General features: G+C 34.8%; 21 protein-coding genes. 13 read left to right on the forward strand and 8 right to left on the reverse strand.

Annotated elements, in window-relative coordinates:
* Nucleotides 1-3 precede the first annotated feature (3 nt).
* Both BUC31_RS18580 and BUC31_RS18585 read left to right on the forward strand, forming a co-directional pair.
* Nucleotides 4-978, forward strand: coding sequence for an aminodeoxychorismate synthase component I (locus BUC31_RS18580; RefSeq protein WP_073247084.1), 975 nt, complete (start codon nucleotides 4-6; stop codon nucleotides 976-978).
* Nucleotides 962-1564, forward strand: coding sequence for an aminotransferase class IV (locus BUC31_RS18585; RefSeq protein ID WP_073247086.1), 603 nt, complete (start codon nucleotides 962-964; stop codon nucleotides 1562-1564). The genes BUC31_RS18580 and BUC31_RS18585 overlap by 17 nt, the downstream gene beginning before the upstream one ends.
* Nucleotides 1565-1567: 3 nt before the next feature.
* Here the strand turns inward: BUC31_RS18585 and BUC31_RS18590 are convergent, their stop codons facing one another.
* Entirely contained in the window at nucleotides 1568-2593 is a 1026-nt protein-coding gene (locus BUC31_RS18590; protein ID WP_317614969.1) for an App1 family protein, read from the reverse strand.
* Between the two features lie 210 nt (nucleotides 2594-2803).
* Here BUC31_RS18590 and BUC31_RS18595 point away from each other — a divergent pair, with 210 nt between their 5' ends.
* Nucleotides 2804-3508 carry an energy transducer TonB gene (locus BUC31_RS18595; protein WP_073247090.1) on the forward strand — a complete coding sequence of 235 codons (705 nt, stop codon included), beginning with the start codon at nucleotides 2804-2806 and terminating at the stop codon, nucleotides 3506-3508.
* Nucleotides 3509-3565: 57 nt separating this feature from the next.
* On the opposite strand, the gene BUC31_RS18600 is transcribed toward BUC31_RS18595, so the two are convergent.
* The 4 genes from BUC31_RS18600 to BUC31_RS18615 form a co-directional block, all read right to left on the reverse strand.
* Nucleotides 3566-5992 (reverse strand): sodium-translocating pyrophosphatase, encoded by a 2427-nt coding sequence (locus BUC31_RS18600; protein WP_073247092.1) that lies wholly within the window; start codon nucleotides 5990-5992, stop codon nucleotides 3566-3568.
* A 105-nt stretch (nucleotides 5993-6097) separates the two neighbouring features.
* Complete coding sequence (locus BUC31_RS18605; RefSeq protein ID WP_073247094.1) at nucleotides 6098-6625, reverse strand: inorganic diphosphatase; 528 nt, start codon at nucleotides 6623-6625, stop codon at nucleotides 6098-6100.
* 72 nt (nucleotides 6626-6697) lie between these two features.
* On the reverse strand, nucleotides 6698-9199 hold the full coding sequence (locus tag BUC31_RS18610; protein ID WP_073247096.1) for a DUF5686 family protein: 2502 nt from the start codon (nucleotides 9197-9199) through the stop codon (nucleotides 6698-6700).
* Nucleotides 9200-9306: 107 nt separating this feature from the next.
* Nucleotides 9307-10284 carry a pyruvate dehydrogenase complex E1 component subunit beta gene (locus BUC31_RS18615; protein WP_073247098.1) on the reverse strand — a complete coding sequence of 326 codons (978 nt, stop codon included), beginning with the start codon at nucleotides 10282-10284 and terminating at the stop codon, nucleotides 9307-9309.
* Between the two features lie 173 nt (nucleotides 10285-10457).
* Here BUC31_RS18615 and BUC31_RS18620 point away from each other — a divergent pair, with 173 nt between their 5' ends.
* The 8 genes from BUC31_RS18620 to egtD all read left to right on the forward strand — a co-directional run bounded on the left by BUC31_RS18620 (nucleotide 10458) and on the right by egtD (nucleotide 18396).
* Nucleotides 10458-11198: an electron transfer flavoprotein subunit beta/FixA family protein gene (locus BUC31_RS18620; protein ID WP_073247100.1), complete on the forward strand. Its 741-nt coding sequence runs from the start codon at nucleotides 10458-10460 to the stop codon at nucleotides 11196-11198.
* A gap of 38 nt (nucleotides 11199-11236) precedes the next feature.
* Nucleotides 11237-12205, forward strand: a complete 969-nt coding sequence (locus tag BUC31_RS18625) for an electron transfer flavoprotein subunit alpha/FixB family protein (RefSeq protein WP_073247101.1) — start codon at nucleotides 11237-11239, stop codon at nucleotides 12203-12205.
* Between the two features lie 85 nt (nucleotides 12206-12290).
* Nucleotides 12291-12920, forward strand: a complete 630-nt coding sequence (locus tag BUC31_RS18630) for a bifunctional nuclease family protein (RefSeq protein ID WP_073247103.1) — start codon at nucleotides 12291-12293, stop codon at nucleotides 12918-12920.
* A gap of 17 nt (nucleotides 12921-12937) precedes the next feature.
* Nucleotides 12938-14398, forward strand: coding sequence for a NupC/NupG family nucleoside CNT transporter (locus tag BUC31_RS18635; protein WP_073247105.1), 1461 nt, complete (start codon nucleotides 12938-12940; stop codon nucleotides 14396-14398).
* 133 nt (nucleotides 14399-14531) lie between these two features.
* A complete protein-coding gene (locus BUC31_RS18640; protein WP_073247107.1) occupies nucleotides 14532-15356 on the forward strand; it encodes a thymidylate synthase in 825 nt (274 codons plus the stop codon).
* Nucleotides 15357-15359: 3 nt separating this feature from the next.
* Nucleotides 15360-16175 carry an energy transducer TonB gene (locus BUC31_RS18645; protein ID WP_084135095.1) on the forward strand — a complete coding sequence of 272 codons (816 nt, stop codon included), beginning with the start codon at nucleotides 15360-15362 and terminating at the stop codon, nucleotides 16173-16175.
* 75 nt (nucleotides 16176-16250) lie between these two features.
* Nucleotides 16251-17411, forward strand: a complete 1161-nt coding sequence (egtB, locus tag BUC31_RS18650) for an ergothioneine biosynthesis protein EgtB (protein WP_073247111.1) — start codon at nucleotides 16251-16253, stop codon at nucleotides 17409-17411.
* Between the two features lie 16 nt (nucleotides 17412-17427).
* On the forward strand, nucleotides 17428-18396 hold the full coding sequence (egtD, locus tag BUC31_RS18655; RefSeq protein WP_073247113.1) for an L-histidine N(alpha)-methyltransferase: 969 nt from the start codon (nucleotides 17428-17430) through the stop codon (nucleotides 18394-18396).
* 75 nt (nucleotides 18397-18471) lie between these two features.
* On the opposite strand, the gene BUC31_RS18660 is transcribed toward egtD, so the two are convergent.
* Nucleotides 18472-18768 carry an isoamylase early set domain-containing protein gene (locus tag BUC31_RS18660; protein ID WP_073247115.1) on the reverse strand — a complete coding sequence of 99 codons (297 nt, stop codon included), beginning with the start codon at nucleotides 18766-18768 and terminating at the stop codon, nucleotides 18472-18474.
* A gap of 148 nt (nucleotides 18769-18916) precedes the next feature.
* Nucleotides 18917-20002 carry an aminotransferase class V-fold PLP-dependent enzyme gene (locus tag BUC31_RS18665; protein ID WP_073247117.1) on the reverse strand — a complete coding sequence of 362 codons (1086 nt, stop codon included), beginning with the start codon at nucleotides 20000-20002 and terminating at the stop codon, nucleotides 18917-18919.
* A gap of 54 nt (nucleotides 20003-20056) precedes the next feature.
* On the opposite strand from BUC31_RS18665, the gene BUC31_RS18670 reads away from it, so the two are divergent.
* Nucleotides 20057-20458 carry a 2TM domain-containing protein gene (locus BUC31_RS18670; RefSeq protein ID WP_073247119.1) on the forward strand — a complete coding sequence of 134 codons (402 nt, stop codon included), beginning with the start codon at nucleotides 20057-20059 and terminating at the stop codon, nucleotides 20456-20458.
* Nucleotides 20459-20469: 11 nt separating this feature from the next.
* Nucleotides 20470-20970 carry a dihydrofolate reductase gene (locus BUC31_RS18675; protein ID WP_073247121.1) on the forward strand — a complete coding sequence of 167 codons (501 nt, stop codon included), beginning with the start codon at nucleotides 20470-20472 and terminating at the stop codon, nucleotides 20968-20970.
* Here BUC31_RS18675 and murI read toward each other — a convergent pair.
* Nucleotides 20957-21745 carry a glutamate racemase gene (murI, locus tag BUC31_RS18680; protein ID WP_073247123.1) on the reverse strand — a complete coding sequence of 263 codons (789 nt, stop codon included), beginning with the start codon at nucleotides 21743-21745 and terminating at the stop codon, nucleotides 20957-20959. The genes BUC31_RS18675 and murI overlap by 14 nt on opposite strands.
* Nucleotide 21746: the final 1 nt, after the last annotated feature.

Consider the following 21746-nt stretch of genomic DNA (forward strand, 5'->3'; position numbering starts at 1 on the left):
CCAATGGAAAATTTTGAAAAAAAAGCGACTCGCTTTCTTCAAGATGGAATTCCGTTTTTATTCATCATCGATTTTGAAAAATCAATAAAACAGGTTTTTACGTTTGAAGAAGCTGCAAACCAAAATATCTTCTTCAATATCAAAGGCAACGGTAATGATGAAAATTTTGCTAAAACTAATCTTGAAGGTGTCGATTTTAATTTAAAACCAACAATGGTTTCTAAAGAAATTTATGAGAATGCCTTCAACACCGTTAAACAAGAACTAAATAATGGCAATAGCTTTTTGCTAAATCTTACTTTCCCTACCGCACTTAACACAACGGTAGATTTAAATGAGATCTATCAAAAAGCCCATGCGCCATATAAGCTTCTTTACAAAGATAAATTCGTTGTTTTTTCACCAGAATGTTATCTCAAAATTAAAGACGGAAGCATCTTCTCTTACCCAATGAAAGGCACTATCAACAGCAATGTGCCAAATGCAGAAGACCTACTATTATCGAATAAAAAAGAACTGTACGAGCATAACACTATAGTAGACCTTATACGAAATGACCTTTCCATGATTGCCAAAAAAGTAAGGGTCAATAAATTTAGGTTCGTAGATAAAATTAAAAAAGGAAATCAAGAATTATTACAGACTAGTACTGAAATTCAAGGAGAATTACCTGAGAACTGGAAAGATAATTTCGCTTCTTTATTGCTAAAAACATTACCGGCAGGATCTATAAGCGGAGCACCTAAAAAGAAAACTTTAGAAATTATATCTACCGCAGAAATTGAACCACGTGGTTTCTATACAGGAATCTTTGGCGTATTTGACGGAGAGCAAATAGATAGTGCCGTAAGCATACGGTTTATAGAAAAAATTAATAAAAAGCTTTTTTACAAAAGTGGCGGTGGCATTACTCACTTGAGCGAGATGGAAGAGGAATACCAAGAACTTTTAGAAAAAATATATGTACCCATTATTTGAATCTGTTTGTATTGAAAATAGCCAAATTAAGAATGAAGAATACCATGAAGCTAGATTCAATAAGTCTTATATTCAACAATATAAAACCCACCCAACCTACACCTTGTTCGATGGCATACATCTAACTAATTTAGACAACAACTTTAAATATAAGTTGCGTATTGGTTACAAACAACATGGTACTCGCTATTCTATTTCCTTATATGAAAACAGCATACCTAAATCACTTAAGCTAGTAAATGATGATACTATAAGTTATTCCTTAAAAAGGAATAATCGTAAAAAACTAAATCAACTGTTTAATCAAAAAGGAAATTTTGACGATGTGCTTATTCTAAAAAACGGATTGATTACCGATGCCTCATACTCAAATATTCTTTTTACAGATGGTAAGCTAATAACTACGCCTTCTACCCCATTGCTTCAAGGCACATGTAGAGCTAGACTTTTAGAAGAAAACAAAATTACCGAAGCTCACATTCTAGAAAGTGATATTCAAAATTTTAAAAGTTTTCAATTAGTAAATGCTTTAAATGATTTTGATGATACTAGATGGGTGCCAATTTCAAATATACAAAAAGGGTAATTTCTAAATAAATCCGTTTTTCTTAGCGTGTTCAATGGCTTCCTCTGTTTTATTCACCATTAAAAAAGGAATATCCTTAAAGTCAGAAAATAGATTTTCAATTCGTTTCATTCGTTTAGAATGGTTAACGCTACGTAAATAAATAGCTTTGACCCTACCAGGAAACAATGTAGATACCTCTTGATAAATATCACCATCTTTTTCGCCGCTATCACCAATTAAAATAAACGGTAGATTAGGATATGCTTTTAATAAATTATTTATTTCTTTTTGCTTTTGCGGCTTTTCATCGCTTTTGGACCTCCTTTTAAAACTTGCCATGCTTCGCAATAAAATGGGTCCTTTAGGAAAATTATTGGTCTTTAAAAAAAGCTCAAGATATCTATATAAATTCCACGGACTATGACTAACATAAAATATGGGGTTAGCTTCTTGACCACTTTTCCCTTGGTGAAGTTTAGTATAAAAATCAGACGCCCCTTCTAATTGTAAGCGCTTGGTAGCCCTTTTAAACATGGTATTAATAATTACCTTCCATTTTAAAGAAGACACTACACCTGTATGTAAAATGGTATCATCTATATCACTAATTACTCCAAACTTGGCATTACTACTAGGTATTAACATTTCACCTGGAAAACGATTTTGAAGTAATATCTCTCTATTTAATTTGGTATTCGCAAAAGACAGCTCAAAATTCACCCAGCCCTCTTCATTTGCCAGACTTTGGAGTCCTTCTACATGCTCATCAATTAAATAATAACCATCATTATCGGTTGTACCTTGTACCGTATGACCATTGGAAAACGTAATCTTAACTGGGGAGTTTTTTATTTCATCAGTTTCAAACCGTTTCCATGTATTCTGCATTAAATTAAAAATACCTTTTTGGTCTAAATCGATATTTTCATCTTCAATAGCCCTACCTCTCGCATACAGTCGAGTAGCATTACCGTATGATTGAAAGTTGATGATTTGAAGTTTATCTTTTTTAAAAATACCCATGGCCTTAAAATTACGGTCTTTCAACAACCTTTAAAATTTTTATTTCAAGAATTATTGATTTTACCACCAACAAGCAATCATTCTCTGCGTCTGTTTTAAATGAATGTCTCTTTCACTCATTCAAAAGCAGCGTTAACTCATTACTCATTTCACAGCCTTTAGGTTTATTATAGTTTTAGATAAGCAAATAAATAATAACCCTACTTGTTTATGCAAGTCTAAAATTCAAATATTATGAGACCAAAAAAAAATCCACAGAAAGACCTTAACAAAAAGAGCGGAATGTTCTTTGTAATCGGACTACTATTAGTATTAGGTATGGTGTACACCGCGTTAGAATGGAAATCATTTGAATCATTTAAGGAGTATGAAGTAGCTTTTAACAAAACTGACGAATCGATAGATGAAGAAATTCCGGTTTTCGAACTAGAAGTTACTCCTCCACCAAAACCACCAGTTCTACCAACTGAGATAGAAATTATTGAAGATGATGATCCTATTGAAGAAACTGAAGTTATCGCTATTGAGGTAAATACGGAAACCGAGGTTGTAGACGCATCAGATTTTGAGGTTATCGAAGAAGAGGAAGAGGTGAAAGTTATCTGGAGTACAATTGAAGAGGTGCCCGTATTCCCAGGTTGTGAAAATGAAAAAGACAAAAGGGCTTGTTTTAATGAGATGATGCAAAAGCATATTCGCAAAAACTTTCGCTACCCAAAATTAGCCCAAGAAATGAACATTGAAGGTAGAGTCAATACTACATTTATGATCAACAATGATGGTACTATCGGTACTATTCGAAAAAGAGGTCCGCATGATGTACTAGAAAAAGAAGCCGTAAGAATTTTATCTAAATTACCAAAAATGACTCCTGGTAAACAAAGAGGTTCTGCTGTAAAAGTTTCATTTGCAATTCCAATTACATTCAAACTACAATAGTTCTAAAAACAAAAAACCATCAGCAAAGCTGATGGTTTTTATATTTCAAGTGAAAAATTACTGTTTATTAATCTCCACTTTTTCTATAGTAATTTCCGTAGCAGTTCCTTTCTTTTCAATTGTAGCATTCTCAAATGCTTGCAATTGTGCCTCTACCTCTGCTTTGGTACCATTATAAATTACTTCTTTAGTAATAGATTCACCATTTACCGTTGTAGAATACGTAACAATAGCTTCCGCCAAATCTGCACTTTCTACATTCATTTCTATAGTAACCTCTTTTGTATCATTTAACAATGCAACACCTTCTTCTGCATGACCTCCTAATATTGGTGCAATTACCAACCCTATCAAACATGTCAATTTAATTAAAATGTTCATTGAAGGACCTGAAGTATCTTTAAAAGGATCACCAACAGTGTCACCAGTTACAGCTGCCTTATGAGCTTCTGAACCTTTATACGTCATTTCACCATTAATTTCAACACCAGCTTCAAATGATTTCTTGGCATTATCCCAAGCACCACCTGCATTGTTTTGGAAAATTGCCCATAACACACCAGATACCGTTACACCAGCCATATAACCACCTAGCATTTCTGCGATTGCCAATTTATTCATTCCGAATAACATAGGAACGAATGCAATTACCAACGGAAAACCAATAGTCAATAAACCAGGTAACATCATTTCTTTTAAAGAAGCTTTTGTAGAAATTGCCACACATTTATCATATTCTGGCTTGCCTGTACCTTCCATAATACCAGGTATCTCTTTAAACTGACGTCTAACTTCCTGAACCATTTCCATAGCTGCTTTACCTACAGCATTCATTGCCAATGCAGAGAATACTACCGGCACCATACCCCCAACAAATAACATTGCCAATACCGGAGCTTTAAATATGTTAATGCCATCAATACCTGTGAAAGTGACATAGGCGGCAAATAATGCCAAAGAAGTTAATGCTGCAGAGGCAATAGCAAAACCTTTACCTGTAGCTGCAGTTGTGTTACCTACAGAATCTAATATATCCGTTCTTTCTCTTACAATAGGTTCTTGCTCACTCATTTCGGCAATACCACCTGCATTATCAGAAATTGGTCCGAAGGCATCAATTGCCAATTGCATAGCTGTAGTTGCCATCATTGCAGAAGCTGCTAAAGCAACACCATAAAATCCTGCAAATGCATAAGACGCCCAGATAGCACCTGCAAACAATAAAACGGATGGGAATGTAGAAATCATACCAGTTGCTAAACCTGCAATAATATTTGTACCTGCACCTGTTGAAGATTGTTGTACAATTTTTAAAATTGGAGATTTCCCTAATCCTGTATAATATTCTGTTACTGAAGAAATAACTGCACCTACTACTAAACCTACCAAGGTGGCATAGAATACGCGCATAGAAGATATTTCTAATAAACCTTCACCAAAGAATTCCATTTTCATGGTTTCAGGCAACATCCAAGTAACTAATCCAAAACATGAGATTGCAACCAAAACAATTGATGTCCAGTTACCAATATTCAGAGCACCCATTACCTCAGTTTCTTTAGCATCGTTGCTTTTTATTTTCACCAACATGGTACCTATAATAGATATAATTATACCTGCACCGGCAATTGCCATTGGCAATAATATAGGTCCAATTCCACCAAAGGCATCAGTAATATTACCACCCATATCTTTAATTACATAGTTACCCAAAACCATAGCCGCAAGAACTGTTGCTACATAAGAACCAAATAAATCCGCTCCCATACCTGCAACATCACCTACATTATCACCAACATTATCTGCAATTGTAGCTGGGTTACGAGGATCATCTTCTGGTATACCTGCCTCTACCTTACCTACCAAATCTGCACCTACATCTGCCGCTTTGGTATAAATACCACCACCTACACGAGCAAATAGTGCAATAGACTCAGCACCTAAAGAGAAACCTGCAAGGGTTTCTAAAACTATTGTCATATCCATAGTCGATGTCCAAACACCGCCCATAAAAAATTGAAAGAACACTATAAAGAAGATAGTAAGTCCTAATACTGCTAAACCAGCAACACCAAGTCCCATTACCGTACCGCCACCAAAAGAGATTTTCAATGCATTAGGTAAACTGGTACGAGCTGCCTGCGTAGTTCTTACATTGGTTTTGGTAGCAATTTTCATACCTATATTACCTGCGTAGGCAGAAAATACCGCACCAAAAATAAATGCTACTACAATTAGCCAATGTGTTGTTGGCACTACGAAAGAAACGATTGCAAGTAAAATACTTACAACGACTACGAATATAGCCAGAAGCCTATATTCTGCACTTAAGAAGGCAAGGGCGCCTTCATAAATGTGATCTGATATTTCTTTCATTTTCCCATCCCCGGCATCCTGTTTTAATACCCAAGATCTTTTAATGCCCATATAAATTAGGCCTAATACTGCCATAAGAATTGGCATGTAAATCATCATTGACTCCATTTAATCTATTGTTAGTTGTTAGTTCGACTAATGTAGTAAATTAGAATAGAATAAAAAAAGCCACTTTTTATTAAAAAAAGTGGCTCAAATGATGTAAAATATTATTTATATGACAAAAGTGCCCTTTGCTTTGTGCTCACTATCATCATATCTCTTAACACATTCATGGTAAATTTCGACTGCTTTAGCAGCATCGCTCCACCCACCTGTATCAACTTTCTTCTCTTCTAAATCTTTATATACTTGAAAGAAATGTTCGATTTCTTTTAATCTATGCGGATTCAAATCACTTATATCATTGTTATTGCTCCAAATTGGATCTGAAACTGGCACACAGATAATTTTCTCATCCGGACCTTTCTCATCTGTCATATGAAATACACCTATAGGTTTCACTTCCATCACCGTCATTGGGTACGTTGGTTCTGTTCCCATTACTAAAACGTCTAATGGATCCTTATCCAACGCTAAAGTTTCAGGTATGAATCCGTAATCACCAGGATACATCATTGAAGAAAATAACATACGGTCAAAACGAATTTTATGTAAATCAAAATCGTATTCGTACTTGTTTCTGCTTCCTTTCGGAATTTCTATTAAAACATCAAAGGTTAAGCCATTTGCTGCTGCCATATTAAAAATTGTTTAATTTATAGTTTCTTATGAAACGTTACTAAGTTGTTATAATTGTAAAAATTAATCGAATTAAAAAACAAATCCAAACGTACCGGTTACACCGAACTTTCTCGCATCTGGATTCTCTAAATAATTTCCTCTAAAATTAAAATCTAATCTGAATACCTTAAAGATATTTCCTATTCCAAAAGAATATTCATAGTATATTTTTTCTGATGGTGCACGTAACGGTGTATTTACTGTTGCTGGTGCACTTAGGGCTATATTCTCATCAGACAAATCTCCCCATACTCCGCGCAAAGCTACGATTTCCCTTAAATTATATTTCCTTAGAAAAGGAATTCTTGAGAAAAACCGTCCATTAAAATTATGTTGCAAATGAACTGCAGCATAAGTATCGGTAACAAATTCATAAAAATCTAAATTTGGAAAGGTACCATAGTTAGAGAAAAATGTTTGATTACCAGGCACTACGCTTAAAAGTCCTAAAGGTACTTCACCAAATGTTTTACCCAATTCTACAGTACTTAACAACCTACCAAAACCACCTAATTGCCATGGTTGGCTATATGAAAATTGGAGCTTGCTATAGTCAAAATCACTATTCATTACACCCTTAGTCCCCTTTGTATAATTTAATAATATAGTACTGTAAGTATCATTGACATCTCTACGCTCTACCCCAAAACCAATAGTTTTTTTACCAGGAGTATACAGCACCAATGCATTAAAATCGAATTGACGTATTTCTGACGAAACTCCTGTTGGAGATTCTGGATTTACATAATCTAAACTAAAATCACCGGGCAATGCAGAACTCAAGGTTCTAAACGTACCACCCACAGATAATTTTAAATTGGTTATCGGTTCAATTTCAAAATTAAGCGCACTAAGATTGATATTCGTTAATCTATTATTAGCACCTACCGTTAATAAAGAAGAAGAGGCAATACTTCTACCCAAGACATCATTAGTTGCGGTTAAACTAACGCCAAGCTGCTCTATATCTCTACGGTTACCACCAGAAACGATTAATCTGCTATTTTTATCTAATAGCATTTTACCCGACAAGCCGTGTTTAAATTTATGATCTTTGAATCCGTACGCAGTGTATCCTTCTATTCTCCAAAGATCATTTTGCCCATAGTAGGTTCTTGCTCCAAGTCGCACTCGCGCCCCTTCTGCAGTATTGTATCCAAAGAAATCATAAACAGAGCCTAAGTCTAAATTCCATTTATCTACCTCTACATAACCAGATCCTAAAATACTTACAAAATTATAATAGGTTTTAAATTTTGGTACGGTTTTAAGAGTGTCTAGCAACTTATAAATACCCTTTTCATCTTTATTTAAACTTTCTAACCTGTTCTGTTCCCAAAAGGCATCATCTTTAATAATCTGGGTAACGTCTAAAGGGTTTCTATCTTTTTTATAGACCTCTCTTGGCTTAACCTTATTGAACTCGTAATTATCATAAACACTTGTTCGCTTTCCGTATAACCCTTTTGATTCTTCTTTTTTGTTAAAACTAAAATCACTCAACATATAATCGCGTTTCAAAAGAAACACAGAATCATTCATTACTTCAAAATCTTGCTCTATGTAGATTTCTTTTACCCAGTTGATATTAGCACTTTTGGTAACCTGAAGATTAATATTTTTCACCGCCCACGTAGAATCATTTACCCAAAAATCCCCTTTAAAGGTCAATTCATTTTTACGCCGTGGATAGTATACAATATTATAACACCACTTATTATCTATAAAAGCACTATCTCGAAGCGCATAATTATACACATCTACTCCGGTTTTTGATAGCGGACTAGTGAAACTTTTATCGAAAAATTTCAGGTAATTATTATAGACATCATATTCTTGATATAAGTCTTGTACGAAAGCTATAATAGCTTGATTGTTTTCGAATCCGGAATTCTTATTCCCTAAAACTTCCTCTTTTTCCTCTTTGATTTTATTATCACCGTAAACTTTAGAAAAAGTCTCGTTTAAAAAAATTGGCAAGTATGTTTTACCTGTTATACGAGAAGTATCTAAATCTTGAAAAACAAATTCGAGTCCTTTAAAAACCTTACTTTTTATAAGCGAACTATCTATCGTATTTAAATCGAACTCTACCTTTTCATACTTATCAAAAGCGTATTGATTAAACTGCCTAACACCGTTCTGGCGTTTCTTAGACCAAATTTTTCTAAGTATATCTACCGCAGGATTATTCTTTTTAGATTGCTTGCCAGCTATCAACACCACTTCGTTTAACTGCTCTGCAGCTTCAACCATGGTTATTTTTAAATCATAAACAACTTTAGAATCTAATTGAAGTTCGTAATCTGTATAACCTATAAAAGATATAATTACTGTAGGGTATTCATTTTCAGACTCTAAATAAAACCGTCCATCATCATTTGTAATGGTACCTTCTGTAGAATTTTTAAAGAATACGTTAGCGAAGGATACAGGCTCACCCTGCTCATCAATGACAATACCACCAATTTTAGTCTGGCCTTGAGCTATGAACACACATAGACTTAAGAATATGAAAATTATCCCTCTCATTAGAATTCGTTGTTCAATAAAAAAATTTGTTGCAAATAACATACTAATAAAAAAAGCTTCTCCAGACTTGGTCGGAGAAGCTAAAGTACTTTACAAAAGTAAATCTTTTATTTGTATAAAACTCTTTTAACAGCTTCAACCACATCTTTATGATTAGGTAACCACTCTGCCAATAGTACTGGAGAATATGGTGCTGGTGTATCTGCAGTGTTTATTTTAACAACTGGTGCATCTAAATAATCAAATGCATGCGCTTGTATATGATATGTAATTTCTGTTGCTACATTGCCAAATGGCCAAGCTTCTTCTAAAATCACTAAACGGTTTGTCTTTTTAACAGATTTTAAAATAGCTTCGTAATCTAAAGGTTTTACTGTACGTAAATCTATAATCTCACAGCTAATACCTTCTTTTTCTAATTCATCGGCAGCTTTATCTGCTTCCTTAATAATCTTTCCAAAAGAAACAATAGTTACGTCTTTACCTTCTCTACGAATATCTGCAACACCTAATGGAATAGTGTAATCACCTTCTGGCACTTCACCTTTATCACCATACATTTGCTCAGACTCCATAAATATTACAGGGTCATTATCGCGAATTGCAGCTTTCAATAATCCTTTTGCATCTGCTGGGTTAGATGGCACTACTACTTTTAAACCCGGACAGTTGGCATACCAACTCTCAAAAGCCTGTGAGTGCGTCGCCGCCAATTGGCCTGCTGAACCTGTAGGACCTCTAAATACTATAGGACAAGGAAATTGACCTCCAGACATTTGTCTGATCTTAGCCGCGTTATTTATAATTTGATCAATACCTACCAACGCAAAGTTGAAGGTCATGAACTCTATAATAGGTCTATTACCGGTCATAGTCGAACCAACGCCTATACCTGCAAATCCAAGTTCTGATATTGGAGTATCAATAACCCTCTTTGGGCCAAACTCATCCAACATACCCTTGGAAGCCTTATATGCGCCATTATATTCAGCTACCTCTTCACCCATTAAATAGATAGATTCATCCTTCCTCATTTCTTCGGACATGGCCTCGGCTATTGCTTGCCTAAATTGTAGTGTTTTCATGTATGGTAAATATTATTCTTTGTTATATGCTAGAAAGCAAGCAAAAATATGAAATATAATATCAAAAAATAGAATGCCAGATTTAAAAAAAGTTATAAAATTTACTATGCATGCATAGTAAATTAGGATTTAAATAGCTATCTTCGTCTTCATTGATATAAAGTTTTTTAAACATGAAGATATTAGTTTGCATAAGTAATGTTCCAGACACTACGTCTAAGATAAATTTCACAGATGGCGATACCAAATTTGACACCAACGGTGTACAGTTTGTAATTAACCCGAATGATGAATTCGGTTTAACTAGAGCTATGTGGTTTAAAGAAAAACAAGGCGCTACAGTGCATATTGCTACTGTTGGCGGACCTACTGTTGAACCTACAATGCGCAAGGCACTTGCCATAGGCGCAGATGAAGCTTTTAGAATCAATACAGAACCTACTGACGGGTTTTCTGTTGCTCAACAACTTGCAGAAGTTGTTAAGAACGGAGGTTACGATTTGGTAATAGGCGGTAGAGAATCTATTGATTATAATGGCGGTATGGTACCTGGTATTTTGGCTTCTTTAACCAATATGAATTTCATCAATTCTTGTATTAGTCTTGAAATTGACGGAAACAATGTTACTGCTGTTAGAGAAATCGATGGTGGAAAAGAAAAATTAAGTAGCTCTCTACCTTTAGTAGTAGGCGGGCAAAAAGGTCTTGTTGAAGAAAGTGATTTACGTATACCTAATATGCGTGGTATTATGATGGCAAGAAAGAAAGCATTAACTGTTGTTGAACCTGTAGATGCAATCAAAGCTACCGAAGACAAAAAATTCGACAAACCAGCTCCAAAAGGTCAAGTTAAACTTGTCGATAGTGTAGATCAATTGATTGATCTTTTACATAATGAAGCCAAAGTCATTTAATAACCTATATAGATAGGTAATCATTAAAAACAAAAAAGATGTCAGTTTTAGTATATACAGAATCAGAACAAGGAAAATTTAAAAAGAATGCATTCGAGGTTGCCTCTTACGCTTCTGCAGTTGCCAAAATGATGGGCACAACTGTTACCGCAATAGCTTTCAACACTACCGAGGGAGAATCTCTTGGTGAATACGGAGTTTCTAAAGTAATGAACGTTAAAGACGGTTCATTAGAAACTTTTAACGCTGGTGGCTTCGCAGCATCTATTGCTGAAGCAGTAAAAAGTACAGACGCAAAGGTTGTTATTTTGAGCTCAAGTACAGATACAAAGTATTTAGCTCCCTTATTAGCTGCCAAACTATCTGCTGGCTACGCACCAAATGTAGTTCAGGCGCCAGATAGCACTTCGCCGTTTGTGGTTAAAAGAACCGCTTTCAGTAATAAAGGTTTTGCACACACTCAAATAGATACCGATATTAAAATAGTAGGTGTATCTAATAATGCTTTTGGTGCTCACGAAAACAAAACAGAAATTTCTGTTGAAGAAATAAGTGGTGCTGCCGATGCTGCTACAAATGACACCAAATCTGTTGAAATAGATAAAGTTGTTGGTAAAGCTACTATAGCAGATGCCGATATTGTTGTTTCTGCAGGTAGAGGGATGAAAGGACCGGAAAACTGGGGAATGATAGAAGAACTAGCAGATATTTTAGGAGCCGCAACGGCTTGTTCCAAACCTGTATCTGATCTTGGCTGGAGACCTCACGGCGAGCACGTTGGACAAACAGGAAAGCCCGTAGCAAGTAATCTTTACATTGCCATCGGTATTTCTGGAGCGATTCAACATTTAGCAGGAGTAAGCTCTTCTAAAACAAAAGTTGTAATCAATAATGACCCTGAAGCACCTTTCTTTAAAGCTGCTGATTACGGTATTGTTGGAGACGCCTTTGAAGTAGTTCCTCAATTGATTGAAAAATTAAAGGATTTTAAAGCACAAAACGCGTAATTTTTTGTTATTTTGTGCCCCTTAAAGGGCTGTTCGTATAGTTGGAACCCCAAGTATTCGAACAGCCTTTTTTAGTTAAAAACCTATGAGTCTAGTACGATTAAAAATAAAAGGTATCTCTTACAGCCAAACTCAGAACGGAGCTTATGCTCTTATTTTGAACGAAGTTGAAGGCGATAGAAAATTACCTATAGTCATTGGCGCTTTTGAAGCTCAATCCATAGCAATTGCTTTGGAAAAAGAGATAAAGCCCCCAAGACCACTTACTCACGACCTATTTAAAAATTTCTCAGACAGGTTTGATATCGTTATCAAACAGGTGATTATACATAAATTGGTTGATGGCGTATTTTACTCTAGCATCATTTGCGAAAGAGACGGTATTGAAGAAATCATTGACGCAAGAACTAGTGATGCAATTGCCTTGGCATTGCGTTTCAATGCTCCTATATTCACCTATAAGACTATATTGGACAAAGCTGGTATTTTCTTGAAATTCTCATCTAAAGAGAAAGATCAAAAAGATAACGACGATAGTATTATGGTCGATGAAATTTTGCAAGAAGGGGAAACTATAGAAATAGAATCTGGTGCAAGCGATGGCTACACAGAACTTACTATAGATGAATTAGAAGCAGAATTAAAAAAGGCAGTCACCAACGAAGACTACGAAAAGGCGGCAAAACTGAGAGATGAAATCTCTAAACGCAACTAAACATTAAATTATAGTTTATGAAAAAGGGCAAATGGTTGCTATTTTTTGCACTGATTCTTACCACAATTACTTTTGCTCAAGACGTAGACGTAACTCAACCTTTACAAAGTACAACTGACACCACTTTGGCTGAAGATGTTGCTACTGCTGGTGTTATGGGAATGGAAATCAATGAAGGATTTTCTTTCAACAGTCTCGGCAGAGGAGTTTTAGGCATGGTAGTCTTATTATTTTTAGCCTTTTTATTCAGCTCTAACAGGAGAGCCATTAATTGGAAAACTGTAGGTATAGGTCTGGCTCTTCAATTGGTTATTGCCGTTGGCGTACTAAAAATACCTTTCGTACAATTAGTTTTTGAACAAATAGGAAGAATCTTTGTCAGCATACTAGAATTTACACGTGCGGGCAGTAAATTCCTTTTTGAAGGTTTAGTCGTTGATACTGGTACTTTTGGATACATTTTTGCTTTTCAAGTACTACCAACAATCATATTTTTCTCAGCTCTTACATCCTTACTATTTTATTTAGGATTAATACAAAAAGTAGTAAAATGGCTTGCTTGGGCACTTTCTAAAACCTTGGGTATTTCAGGACCTGAAAGTCTTTCTGTTGCCGGAAACATCTTTCTTGGGCAGACAGAAGCACCTCTTTTAATAAAAGCATACCTAGAAAAAATGACCAAATCAGAGATTCTGCTGGTTATGATTGGTGGTATGGCAACCGTTGCCGGTGCTGTTTTAGCTGCCTACATTGGGTTTTTAGGTGGTGAAGATGAATTGCTACAGTTGGTATTTGCGAAACATTTATTAGCTGCCTCCGTTATGGCTGCTCCTGGAGCGATTGTAATTTCTAAAATACTATATCCACAGACAGAAGAAGTAAATACTGAAGTTCATGTCTCTTCTGAAAAGATTGGCGCCAACGTATTAGATGCTATAGCAAATGGTACTACAGAAGGACTAAGGCTAGCTGTTAATGTAGGTGCTATGCTTTTAGTTTTCGTAGCCATTATTGCGATGGTCAACGGTATTCTAGAATGGACCGGAGATTTTACTCACTTAAATAGCTGGATAGCTGAAAATACCTCGTATTCTAAATTCTCTCTCGAAGCAATTCTAGGCACTATATTTGCCCCTTTAATGTGGTTAATCGGGGTAGCCAATGAAGACATCATGCTTATGGGTCAATTGCTAGGCATTAAATTAGTGGCAAGTGAATTTGTAGGCTATATACAATTAGCAGAACTTAAAGATCTTAGCACCTTACCACATTTAAAGTTTAACAAGTCTGTTATTATGGCTACCTATATGTTATGTGGCTTTGCAAACTTTGCATCTATTGGTATTCAAATAGGTGGTATTGGATCACTAGCACCAGGACAAAGAAAGACGCTATCTGAATTTGGAATGAAAGCTGTTCTTGGTGGTTCTTTAGCATCATTACTTTCTGCAACTATTGCAGGTATGATTTTAGGGTAACTTATATTTTCAACTTTAATTTAGTTAATAAGATCTTTATAACCCTTAATTTAATTTCGTTCAAAAATTCATCGAAATAGTATTTTTGTAATCTGCCAACAAGTTAGTTTGGCATTTATATAATTCTATTGCTATGAAACAATACCACGACCTTTTAAAACATGTTCTTAATGAAGGAAACCAAAAAGGCGACCGTACAGGAACCGGAACTAAAAGTGTTTTTGGGTATCAGATGAGATTTGACCTCAGCGAAGGTTTCCCTATGGTTACCACCAAAAAATTACATTTAAAATCTATTGTATATGAACTACTTTGGTTTTTAAAAGGTGATACCAACATCAAGTATTTACAAGAAAACGGTGTTCGTATTTGGAACGAATGGGCTGATGAAAATGGAGATCTAGGTCCTGTTTATGGTCATCAATGGCGTAATTGGAATGATGATGAAATTGATCAAATTAAAGAAGTAGTTCATTCTTTAAAAACCAACCCAAACAGCAGAAGAATGTTAGTATCTGCTTGGAACCCTAGCGTATTGCCAGATACTTCTAAATCATTTTCTGAGAATGTTTCTGATGGTAAAGCTGCATTACCGCCTTGCCATGCCTTCTTTCAGTTTTATGTTGCCGACGGTAAATTATCTTGTCAATTGTACCAGCGTAGTGCAGATATCTTTTTAGGTGTACCATTCAATATTGCATCTTACGCATTATTTACCATGATGATGGCTCAGGTATGTGGCTATGAAGCTGGTGATTTTATCCACACTTTCGGTGACGCCCACATATATAATAACCATATGGAGCAGGTTGAATTACAACTAAGCAGAGAGCCTAGAGCTTTACCTAAAATGAAAATGAATCCGGAAGTGAAAGATATTTTTGATTTCAAATTCGAAGATTTTGAATTGGTAGATTACAACCCACATCCTCATATAAAAGGGAAAGTAGCTATCTAAACTATGAAAATAAAAGCATCAATTTTACTTATCGTTTGCACCTTCATTTCAATGAACTGTTTTTCGCAAGACGATTCTATTTACTTTCCGCAAGAGGAAATCGTTATTGATCAGTGTGCCGATGCTTTAGATAAAAATGACTGCTTAAGTTATAAAATTGAAGACGAAGTACTTGATATTCTAGAGGGTTTATTTAAAAAAAGGAACCAGGAAATTGATACGTTAAAAGCAAGAATCACTTTTGAATTAAATGATTTAAATCAGATTAATGATGAAAGAACTCATACTTACATCAATGATAAAAAACTGAATAAAAAATTCACTAAAGAGCTCAATCAAAGAATTGCTGAATTGCATGTTTTAAGAGTCGATAATAAAAAGCCCGATATTTACAGACCAAAATACTTTTTGAATTACGATTATTTAACTAGCAATAATCAATTAAACAAAATTCCCTTAGATAGTAATTTCATTTTCAAAGGCGGTGTTATTGAAGAAGTTCCTTTATTTCCAAATCAGACAAGGGTAAATGCCCAAACAGATAGAAAAACGTTTAATACTCTAATGCAACTTCATATTGGTTCTAATTTTGTTTATCCAAAAGAAGCTATTGCAAAAAAGGTCAGTGGCAGAGTAAGTATTATGTTTTTGGTTGATAAAGAAGGAAATGTTGGCAACATTAAAACAAAAGGTCCTGCACCTATTTTAGAAAATGAAGCTAGAAGAATTATTTCCCTATTACCAAAGCTTCAACCTGGCCGTCAAAATGGTCTTCCCGTAAAGATTCCGTATTCTATCCCTATTAACTTCAAGCTTTAATAGTATCAATTTCTTAATTTATCAGGTTAAACTCAATTGAGCATTTTTATTTAACTTTCCATAAAAATTGTTTTCATGGTTAGTACTGATACGTTCTTAGATTTCTTTTTAGAAACCAGAGAACACACCGAGGCTATTTGCAAGCCTCTAGAAATTGAAGATTATGTGGTACAACCTATCATAGACGTCTCTCCACCAAAATGGCATCTAGGTCATACAACTTGGTTTTTTGAAGAATTTATCCTTAAATCATACGATACATCTTATACCGTTTTTGATGAAGATTTTTCATTTGTATTTAACAGCTACTACGAAACCGTAGGCAAACGTGTTGTTCGTGCCGATCGAGGTAATTTGTCTAGACCTTCAGTAAAGAAGGTGTATGAATACAGACAATATGTAACTCAAGCAATGAAGAGCCTACTAGAATCTAATGAAGACAGCACATTATTAGCTGTTCTTGAAATTGGTATACATCACGAAAAGCAGCATCAAGAATTGTTGCTTACAGATATTAAATATATTCTCGGAAACAACCCGCTATTACCTAAATACTCAGATACTTTTCTAGAATTTACCATTGAGAAAGGTACTCAAAGCTGGATTTCTATGACCGAAGGCGTTTATGAAATAGGTCATAATTCTACTGACTTCTGTTTTGATAATGAACTAGGTAGACACAAAGTATATCTACATGATTATCAAATATCAAACAAACTTGTTACTAACGCCGAATATATAGAATTCATACAGGCAGGCGGGTATAAACGTTTCGACCTTTGGCATGCCGCTGGATGGGATTGGGTACAACAAAACCAAATAACATCACCATTATATTGGTACGAGATTGATGGAGTATGGCATTACTATAGCCTTAACGGATTAGCTGAAGTTGATTTAGACGCACCTGTTACCCATATTTCTTATTTTGAAGCATTTGCCTTTGCCCAATATAAAGAATGTCGCCTACCTACTGAATTTGAGTGGGAAGCTGCGCAGGAACAATTTAATTGGGGACAACGTTGGGAATGGACAGAAAGCGCCTACCTACCCTACCCTAATTACAAAAAAGTTGATGGCGCTTTAGGTGAATACAACGGCAAGTTTATGGTGAACCAGAAGGTACTTAGGGGCAGCTCAATAGCAACACCTACCAAACACGCAAGACACACCTATCGCAACTTTTTTCCAACTGATTTAAAATGGCAGTTTACCGGAATAAGGTTAGCTAAATAAATACGACAGATTACGTATGCAAGACACAAAAACTACGCTTACCAATACTAGTGAATTTGAAAAAGAAGTTTCTCAAGGCTTGACCAACAACCCTAAGCACTTATCTTCAATGTATTTTTACGACAAAAAAGGAGATAAGCTTTTTCAAGATATTATGGCAATGCCTACTTATTATCTAACTGATTCTGAATACGAAATTCTTGAAAGCAATAAAGAAGAAATCTCAAATCTGTTTACCGGTTTTGGATCATTTGACTTAATTGAACTTGGTGCTGGAGATGGTAAAAAGACTAAAATTCTATTAAAAGAATTCAGCGACAAAAAAATCGACTTCACTTATGTACCTATCGATATTAGTGACAACGCATTAAATCAATTACAGAATTCTATTGAAAAAGAACTGCCAGAAGTACAGGTTCAACCTTTTCAAGGAACATATTTTGAAGCTCTTAAAGAAATAAACAATCGCGAGAACAGAAAAATAATTTTGTTTTTAGGTTCTAATATTGGCAACTTAGAGCATGAACAGGCAGTTGTTTTTATGAATAAGATTCAAAAGCTAATGCAACCAGAAGACTTATTGTTCATGGGGTTTGACCAAAAGAAAAATCCGCAGACCATATTAGATGCCTATAATGATAAAGAAGGTGTTACCGCAGCATTCAATAAAAATGTTCTTGCTAGAATAAATACTGAACTAAATGCAAATTTTGACTTAGAACAGTTTTTACATTGGGAAGTCTACGACCCCGAAACAGGAACCGCAAAGAGTTATTTAGTTTCGAAAATTGAACAGACTGTACAAATTGAAAATTTAGACCTAACCGTCCACTTTAAGCAATGGGAAACTATACATACCGAAATTTCACAGAAGTACGATGATGAAATAATTACTTGGCTTGCGAAAGAATCTGGGTTAAAAATGACCACTTCGTATGAATCAACAGCATATGGTTATAAAAACTGTGTCTTTAAAAAAGCTTAGATTCTATTACTAAATAGAATAAAAAAAAAGCCTGCTATTTTTAATAGCAGGCTTTCTATATTTCAGTGTTATTTTTTACAATTCTAATACAGCATTCTCAGAACCAGCAAAATCATTCCATTGGTAACGATCAGCCTCACCATCGTTTACATATTCTCCATCAACAATGTATTTGAATTCAAATGAGTTCTCTTTTGGAAGATCAAAAGTCCCTTTAAAAGAGCCATTTTTTTGTTTCTTCAATTCGCTCTTTTTTGCGTTCCAGTTATTGAAATCGCCTACAACAGCTACTTTTTTTGCATCGTCTGTAGGTACCGTAAAAGTAACCTTACATACTGGCTTAGTTTTTAAATATTTTTTTGCAATTGCCATGATATTAGATTTAATATTTAAAGCAAAACTAGTACAATAAAATACTCATTTACAACACTTAAGAGATTTTTATCAAATCCTTAATATTTATGCTTTTTATAGATGTACAACGGAATTTAACCCTACAAAAATACTTTATTATGAATAGCTACTTTCCTGTTTTTAAGATTTTTACAATTGCGTCTATTTCTGCCTCGGTATTATAGAAATGAAAACTTAAACGCACACCGTCGCCTCTTTGAGCACAAAACACATCATTGTCTATTAGTTTTTGATAAGTAGCTTCATTTGCTTTTATATTAAAAATAGTGCTATGCTGCTTTCTTCCCAAAACTTCATCAGATAATAGTCCTAGTTTTTGAAATTCTGCCTTTGCCTTCTCTGATAACTTGCGGTTATGTGCTGTTATTTTATCCATCCCTATTCTTTCAAAAAAATCTAGAGAAAACTTTAAACTCCCAAAAATCAGCGATGACAGATGACCTGGCTCAAATTTCTTAGCGAATCTAATTTCATCTTTTTTATTAAAATCTCCGTCAGCAGCATTAAAACCAATATTATTTATCGCAAACTCATTTTTTACTTGATCTGAAAACAACATAAATCCATTACCATAACCAGCCAATAACCACTTATAGGCACTAGCTCCTAAAACATCAATTCCAGAATTATCAAAATCAAAGCTAGCACTACCACAAAATTGAGTACCATCTACCATGATAATCAAACTAGGATGTTGTTTTTTTAAATCTTTCAAAAATCCTAAATCAATAGCAAAACCATCTAACCACTGTACCAAACTCAAAGCAAGCACATCGATTTTCTGACTTGATATTGTTTCTTGAATACGCTCTTCTAAATTGGCTGTCATAGACATATAGAAAACCTCAAAATCTCTATTCTCAAAACTCCAATTAAGAGAAGGATAATCATTCTCAACAAGTAACACCTTTTTCTTGGAATTCAACCCCTCTAACAACACATTAAGTCCTGATGAAAAATTGCTCACTAAAGCTACGTTCTCTCGTTTACAATTAAAAAACCTACCAACGCTAGTGCGCGTATTTGAAATTACCTTTAACGATTGCTCCCGCATATCGCTACCATCTATTAAAAAGTCTAGATCATGTTCTTGCCGCCATTCTAACAAAGAATCATACAGCAACCCATACACTGCAGTGTTCACATAAATACCTTTTCTTAAAACTGGGAATTCTTTTCTAAATTTTTCCATTGATTATAGCGTATAATACATTTCCTGTATCTTTATACCAAAGATAGGAAGAGTATGTTTTCTAGAAATAAAAATACCTCCAAATTAGATTTAGAGCAGCATGAGCTATTAGAGAATGCTCAAAAAAGGGTTAAACAAAAAAAACGCCTTTACACGCATTTCGTAGTATTTTTAGTTGGTAGTGTTTTCTTGGTGCTTATTAATAAAATATTAAAATACCGACAAGAATATAATTGGTTTGTTTGGGCAATTACCTTTTGGGGATTTCTGTTTGTGCTACATATTTTTAATGTCTTTATTACCAATAAATTCATGGGTAATGACTGGGAACGCGCACAAAGAGAAAAATTAGTAGCGAAGCAAAAGCAACGTATTGCTGAAATGGAAAAAGAAATTGAACAGGAAATAAAACAACCCATCTCAATTGAACCCGAACCTAAAAAAAAACTACTTTGAGTACACTCATAATGATTGCTGCGGCAGCAGAAAACAACGCGCTTGGCAAAGACAACGATTTACTTTGGCATTTGCCAGATGATTTTAAAAGATTCAAGAAATTAACGTCTGGTCATAAAATTATCATGGGTAGAAAAACATATGAAAGTTTCCCTAAGCCTTTACCAAATAGAACTCACATTATCATTACCAGAGATAAAAATTACTTGGTAGACTATGATGAATGTATTGTTGTGCACTCTTTAGATGAAGCAATAGATTTAATAGACAATGAAATTGCCTTTATAATTGGTGGCGGAGAAATTTATAAGCAAGGTGAAAAACGTTCTGACAAAATAGAACTAACCCGTGTGCATGCCACTTTTGAAGATGCGGATACCTTTTTTCCAGAAATTGACGAGAACTATTGGGTGCTAACAAACCAAGAGTTTCACCCAACAGACGAAAAACACAAGTTATCATTCACTTATTTAACCTACGTTAAAAAAGAAAACACCCTTAAAAGTCTTTAAAAGATACTGTGTATTTAGGTTTAGCCAATTCTAAAATCGAAGCAAGTACTTTTACATCACCATTTGTATAAAATTGATGAATGCCAACATTTGTAGAATTGGTCAATAACTCGTTTTTGACTAAAACTGTTCTTGTCTGCCGAGCTACTGCTTGACCAGAGTCTATTATAGTTACATTTTCTGGCAACATTTTTTTCAGTAGCGGAATTAGATATGGGTAATGCGTACAGCCCAAAACAAGGTAATCCATTCCCTTTTCAAGCATAGGTCGTATATAACCCTCTAACAACTGGTATAATTCATCGCTTTGAAGGTTTCCGTTTTCAATCATTTCAACTAAACCGGTGCCTCGTTGTTCTAAAACAGTTATACCGGCAGCATGATTTTTTGAAGTGCTATGAAACAGACTACTAGATAAGGTCCCCTTTGTAGCTAAAACACCCACAATCTTAGATTTAGTATTTATAGCCGCAGGTTTTAATGCTGGCTCAATACCTATAAAAGGAACAGTGTAGTTTGCCCTTAAATAATCAATGGCGTTTGTCGTTGCTGTATTACAAGCAACGACTATAATTTTACAACCTTGGCTTAATAAATATTCAGTATTCTTTATACTCAGCTCTAGAATTCGTTCTTCAGATTTTTCACCATATGGTGCATTCTTACTATCTGCCAAATAAATACAATCTTCATTAGGTAAAAGCTCTTGTATTTCACCCCAGATAGATGTGCCGCCAATACCAGAATCAAAAATACCTATTTGCCTATTGTCCATA

It is taken from the genome of Maribacter aquivivus (assembly GCF_900142175.1).
Lineage (GTDB): Bacteria > Bacteroidota > Bacteroidia > Flavobacteriales > Flavobacteriaceae > Maribacter > Maribacter aquivivus.

Bases quoted from the DNA above. Each gene is read 5' to 3' on its own strand.
- BUC31_RS18635 (WP_073247105.1), top strand. From the start codon at position 12,938: ATGAAAAAGGGCAAATGGTTGCTATTTTTTGCACTGATTCTTACCACA.
- BUC31_RS18630 (WP_073247103.1), top strand. From the start codon at position 12,291: ATGAGTCTAGTACGATTAAAAATAAAAGGTATCTCTTACAGCCAAACT.
- BUC31_RS18615 (WP_073247098.1), bottom strand. From the start codon at position 10,284: ATGAAAACACTACAATTTAGGCAAGCAATAGCCGAGGCCATGTCCGAA.
- BUC31_RS18675 (WP_073247121.1), top strand. From the start codon at position 20,470: ATGATTGCTGCGGCAGCAGAAAACAACGCGCTTGGCAAAGACAACGAT.
- BUC31_RS18610 (WP_073247096.1), bottom strand. From the start codon at position 9,199: ATGAGAGGGATAATTTTCATATTCTTAAGTCTATGTGTGTTCATAGCT.
- BUC31_RS18620 (WP_073247100.1), top strand. From the start codon at position 10,458: ATGAAGATATTAGTTTGCATAAGTAATGTTCCAGACACTACGTCTAAG.
- BUC31_RS18660 (WP_073247115.1), bottom strand. From the start codon at position 18,768: ATGGCAATTGCAAAAAAATATTTAAAAACTAAGCCAGTATGTAAGGTT.
- BUC31_RS18580 (WP_073247084.1), top strand. From the start codon at position 4: ATGGAAAATTTTGAAAAAAAAGCGACTCGCTTTCTTCAAGATGGAATT.
- BUC31_RS18625 (WP_073247101.1), top strand. From the start codon at position 11,237: ATGTCAGTTTTAGTATATACAGAATCAGAACAAGGAAAATTTAAAAAG.
- BUC31_RS18585 (WP_073247086.1), top strand. From the start codon at position 962: ATGTACCCATTATTTGAATCTGTTTGTATTGAAAATAGCCAAATTAAG.
- egtD (WP_073247113.1), top strand. From the start codon at position 17,428: ATGCAAGACACAAAAACTACGCTTACCAATACTAGTGAATTTGAAAAA.
- BUC31_RS18605 (WP_073247094.1), bottom strand. From the start codon at position 6,625: ATGGCAGCAGCAAATGGCTTAACCTTTGATGTTTTAATAGAAATTCCG.
- BUC31_RS18600 (WP_073247092.1), bottom strand. From the start codon at position 5,992: ATGGAGTCAATGATGATTTACATGCCAATTCTTATGGCAGTATTAGGC.
- BUC31_RS18665 (WP_073247117.1), bottom strand. From the start codon at position 20,002: ATGGAAAAATTTAGAAAAGAATTCCCAGTTTTAAGAAAAGGTATTTAT.
- murI (WP_073247123.1), bottom strand. From the start codon at position 21,745: ATGGACAATAGGCAAATAGGTATTTTTGATTCTGGTATTGGCGGCACA.
- egtB (WP_073247111.1), top strand. From the start codon at position 16,251: ATGGTTAGTACTGATACGTTCTTAGATTTCTTTTTAGAAACCAGAGAA.
- BUC31_RS18670 (WP_073247119.1), top strand. From the start codon at position 20,057: ATGTTTTCTAGAAATAAAAATACCTCCAAATTAGATTTAGAGCAGCAT.
- BUC31_RS18595 (WP_073247090.1), top strand. From the start codon at position 2,804: ATGAGACCAAAAAAAAATCCACAGAAAGACCTTAACAAAAAGAGCGGA.
- BUC31_RS18645 (WP_084135095.1), top strand. From the start codon at position 15,360: ATGAAAATAAAAGCATCAATTTTACTTATCGTTTGCACCTTCATTTCA.
- BUC31_RS18640 (WP_073247107.1), top strand. From the start codon at position 14,532: ATGAAACAATACCACGACCTTTTAAAACATGTTCTTAATGAAGGAAAC.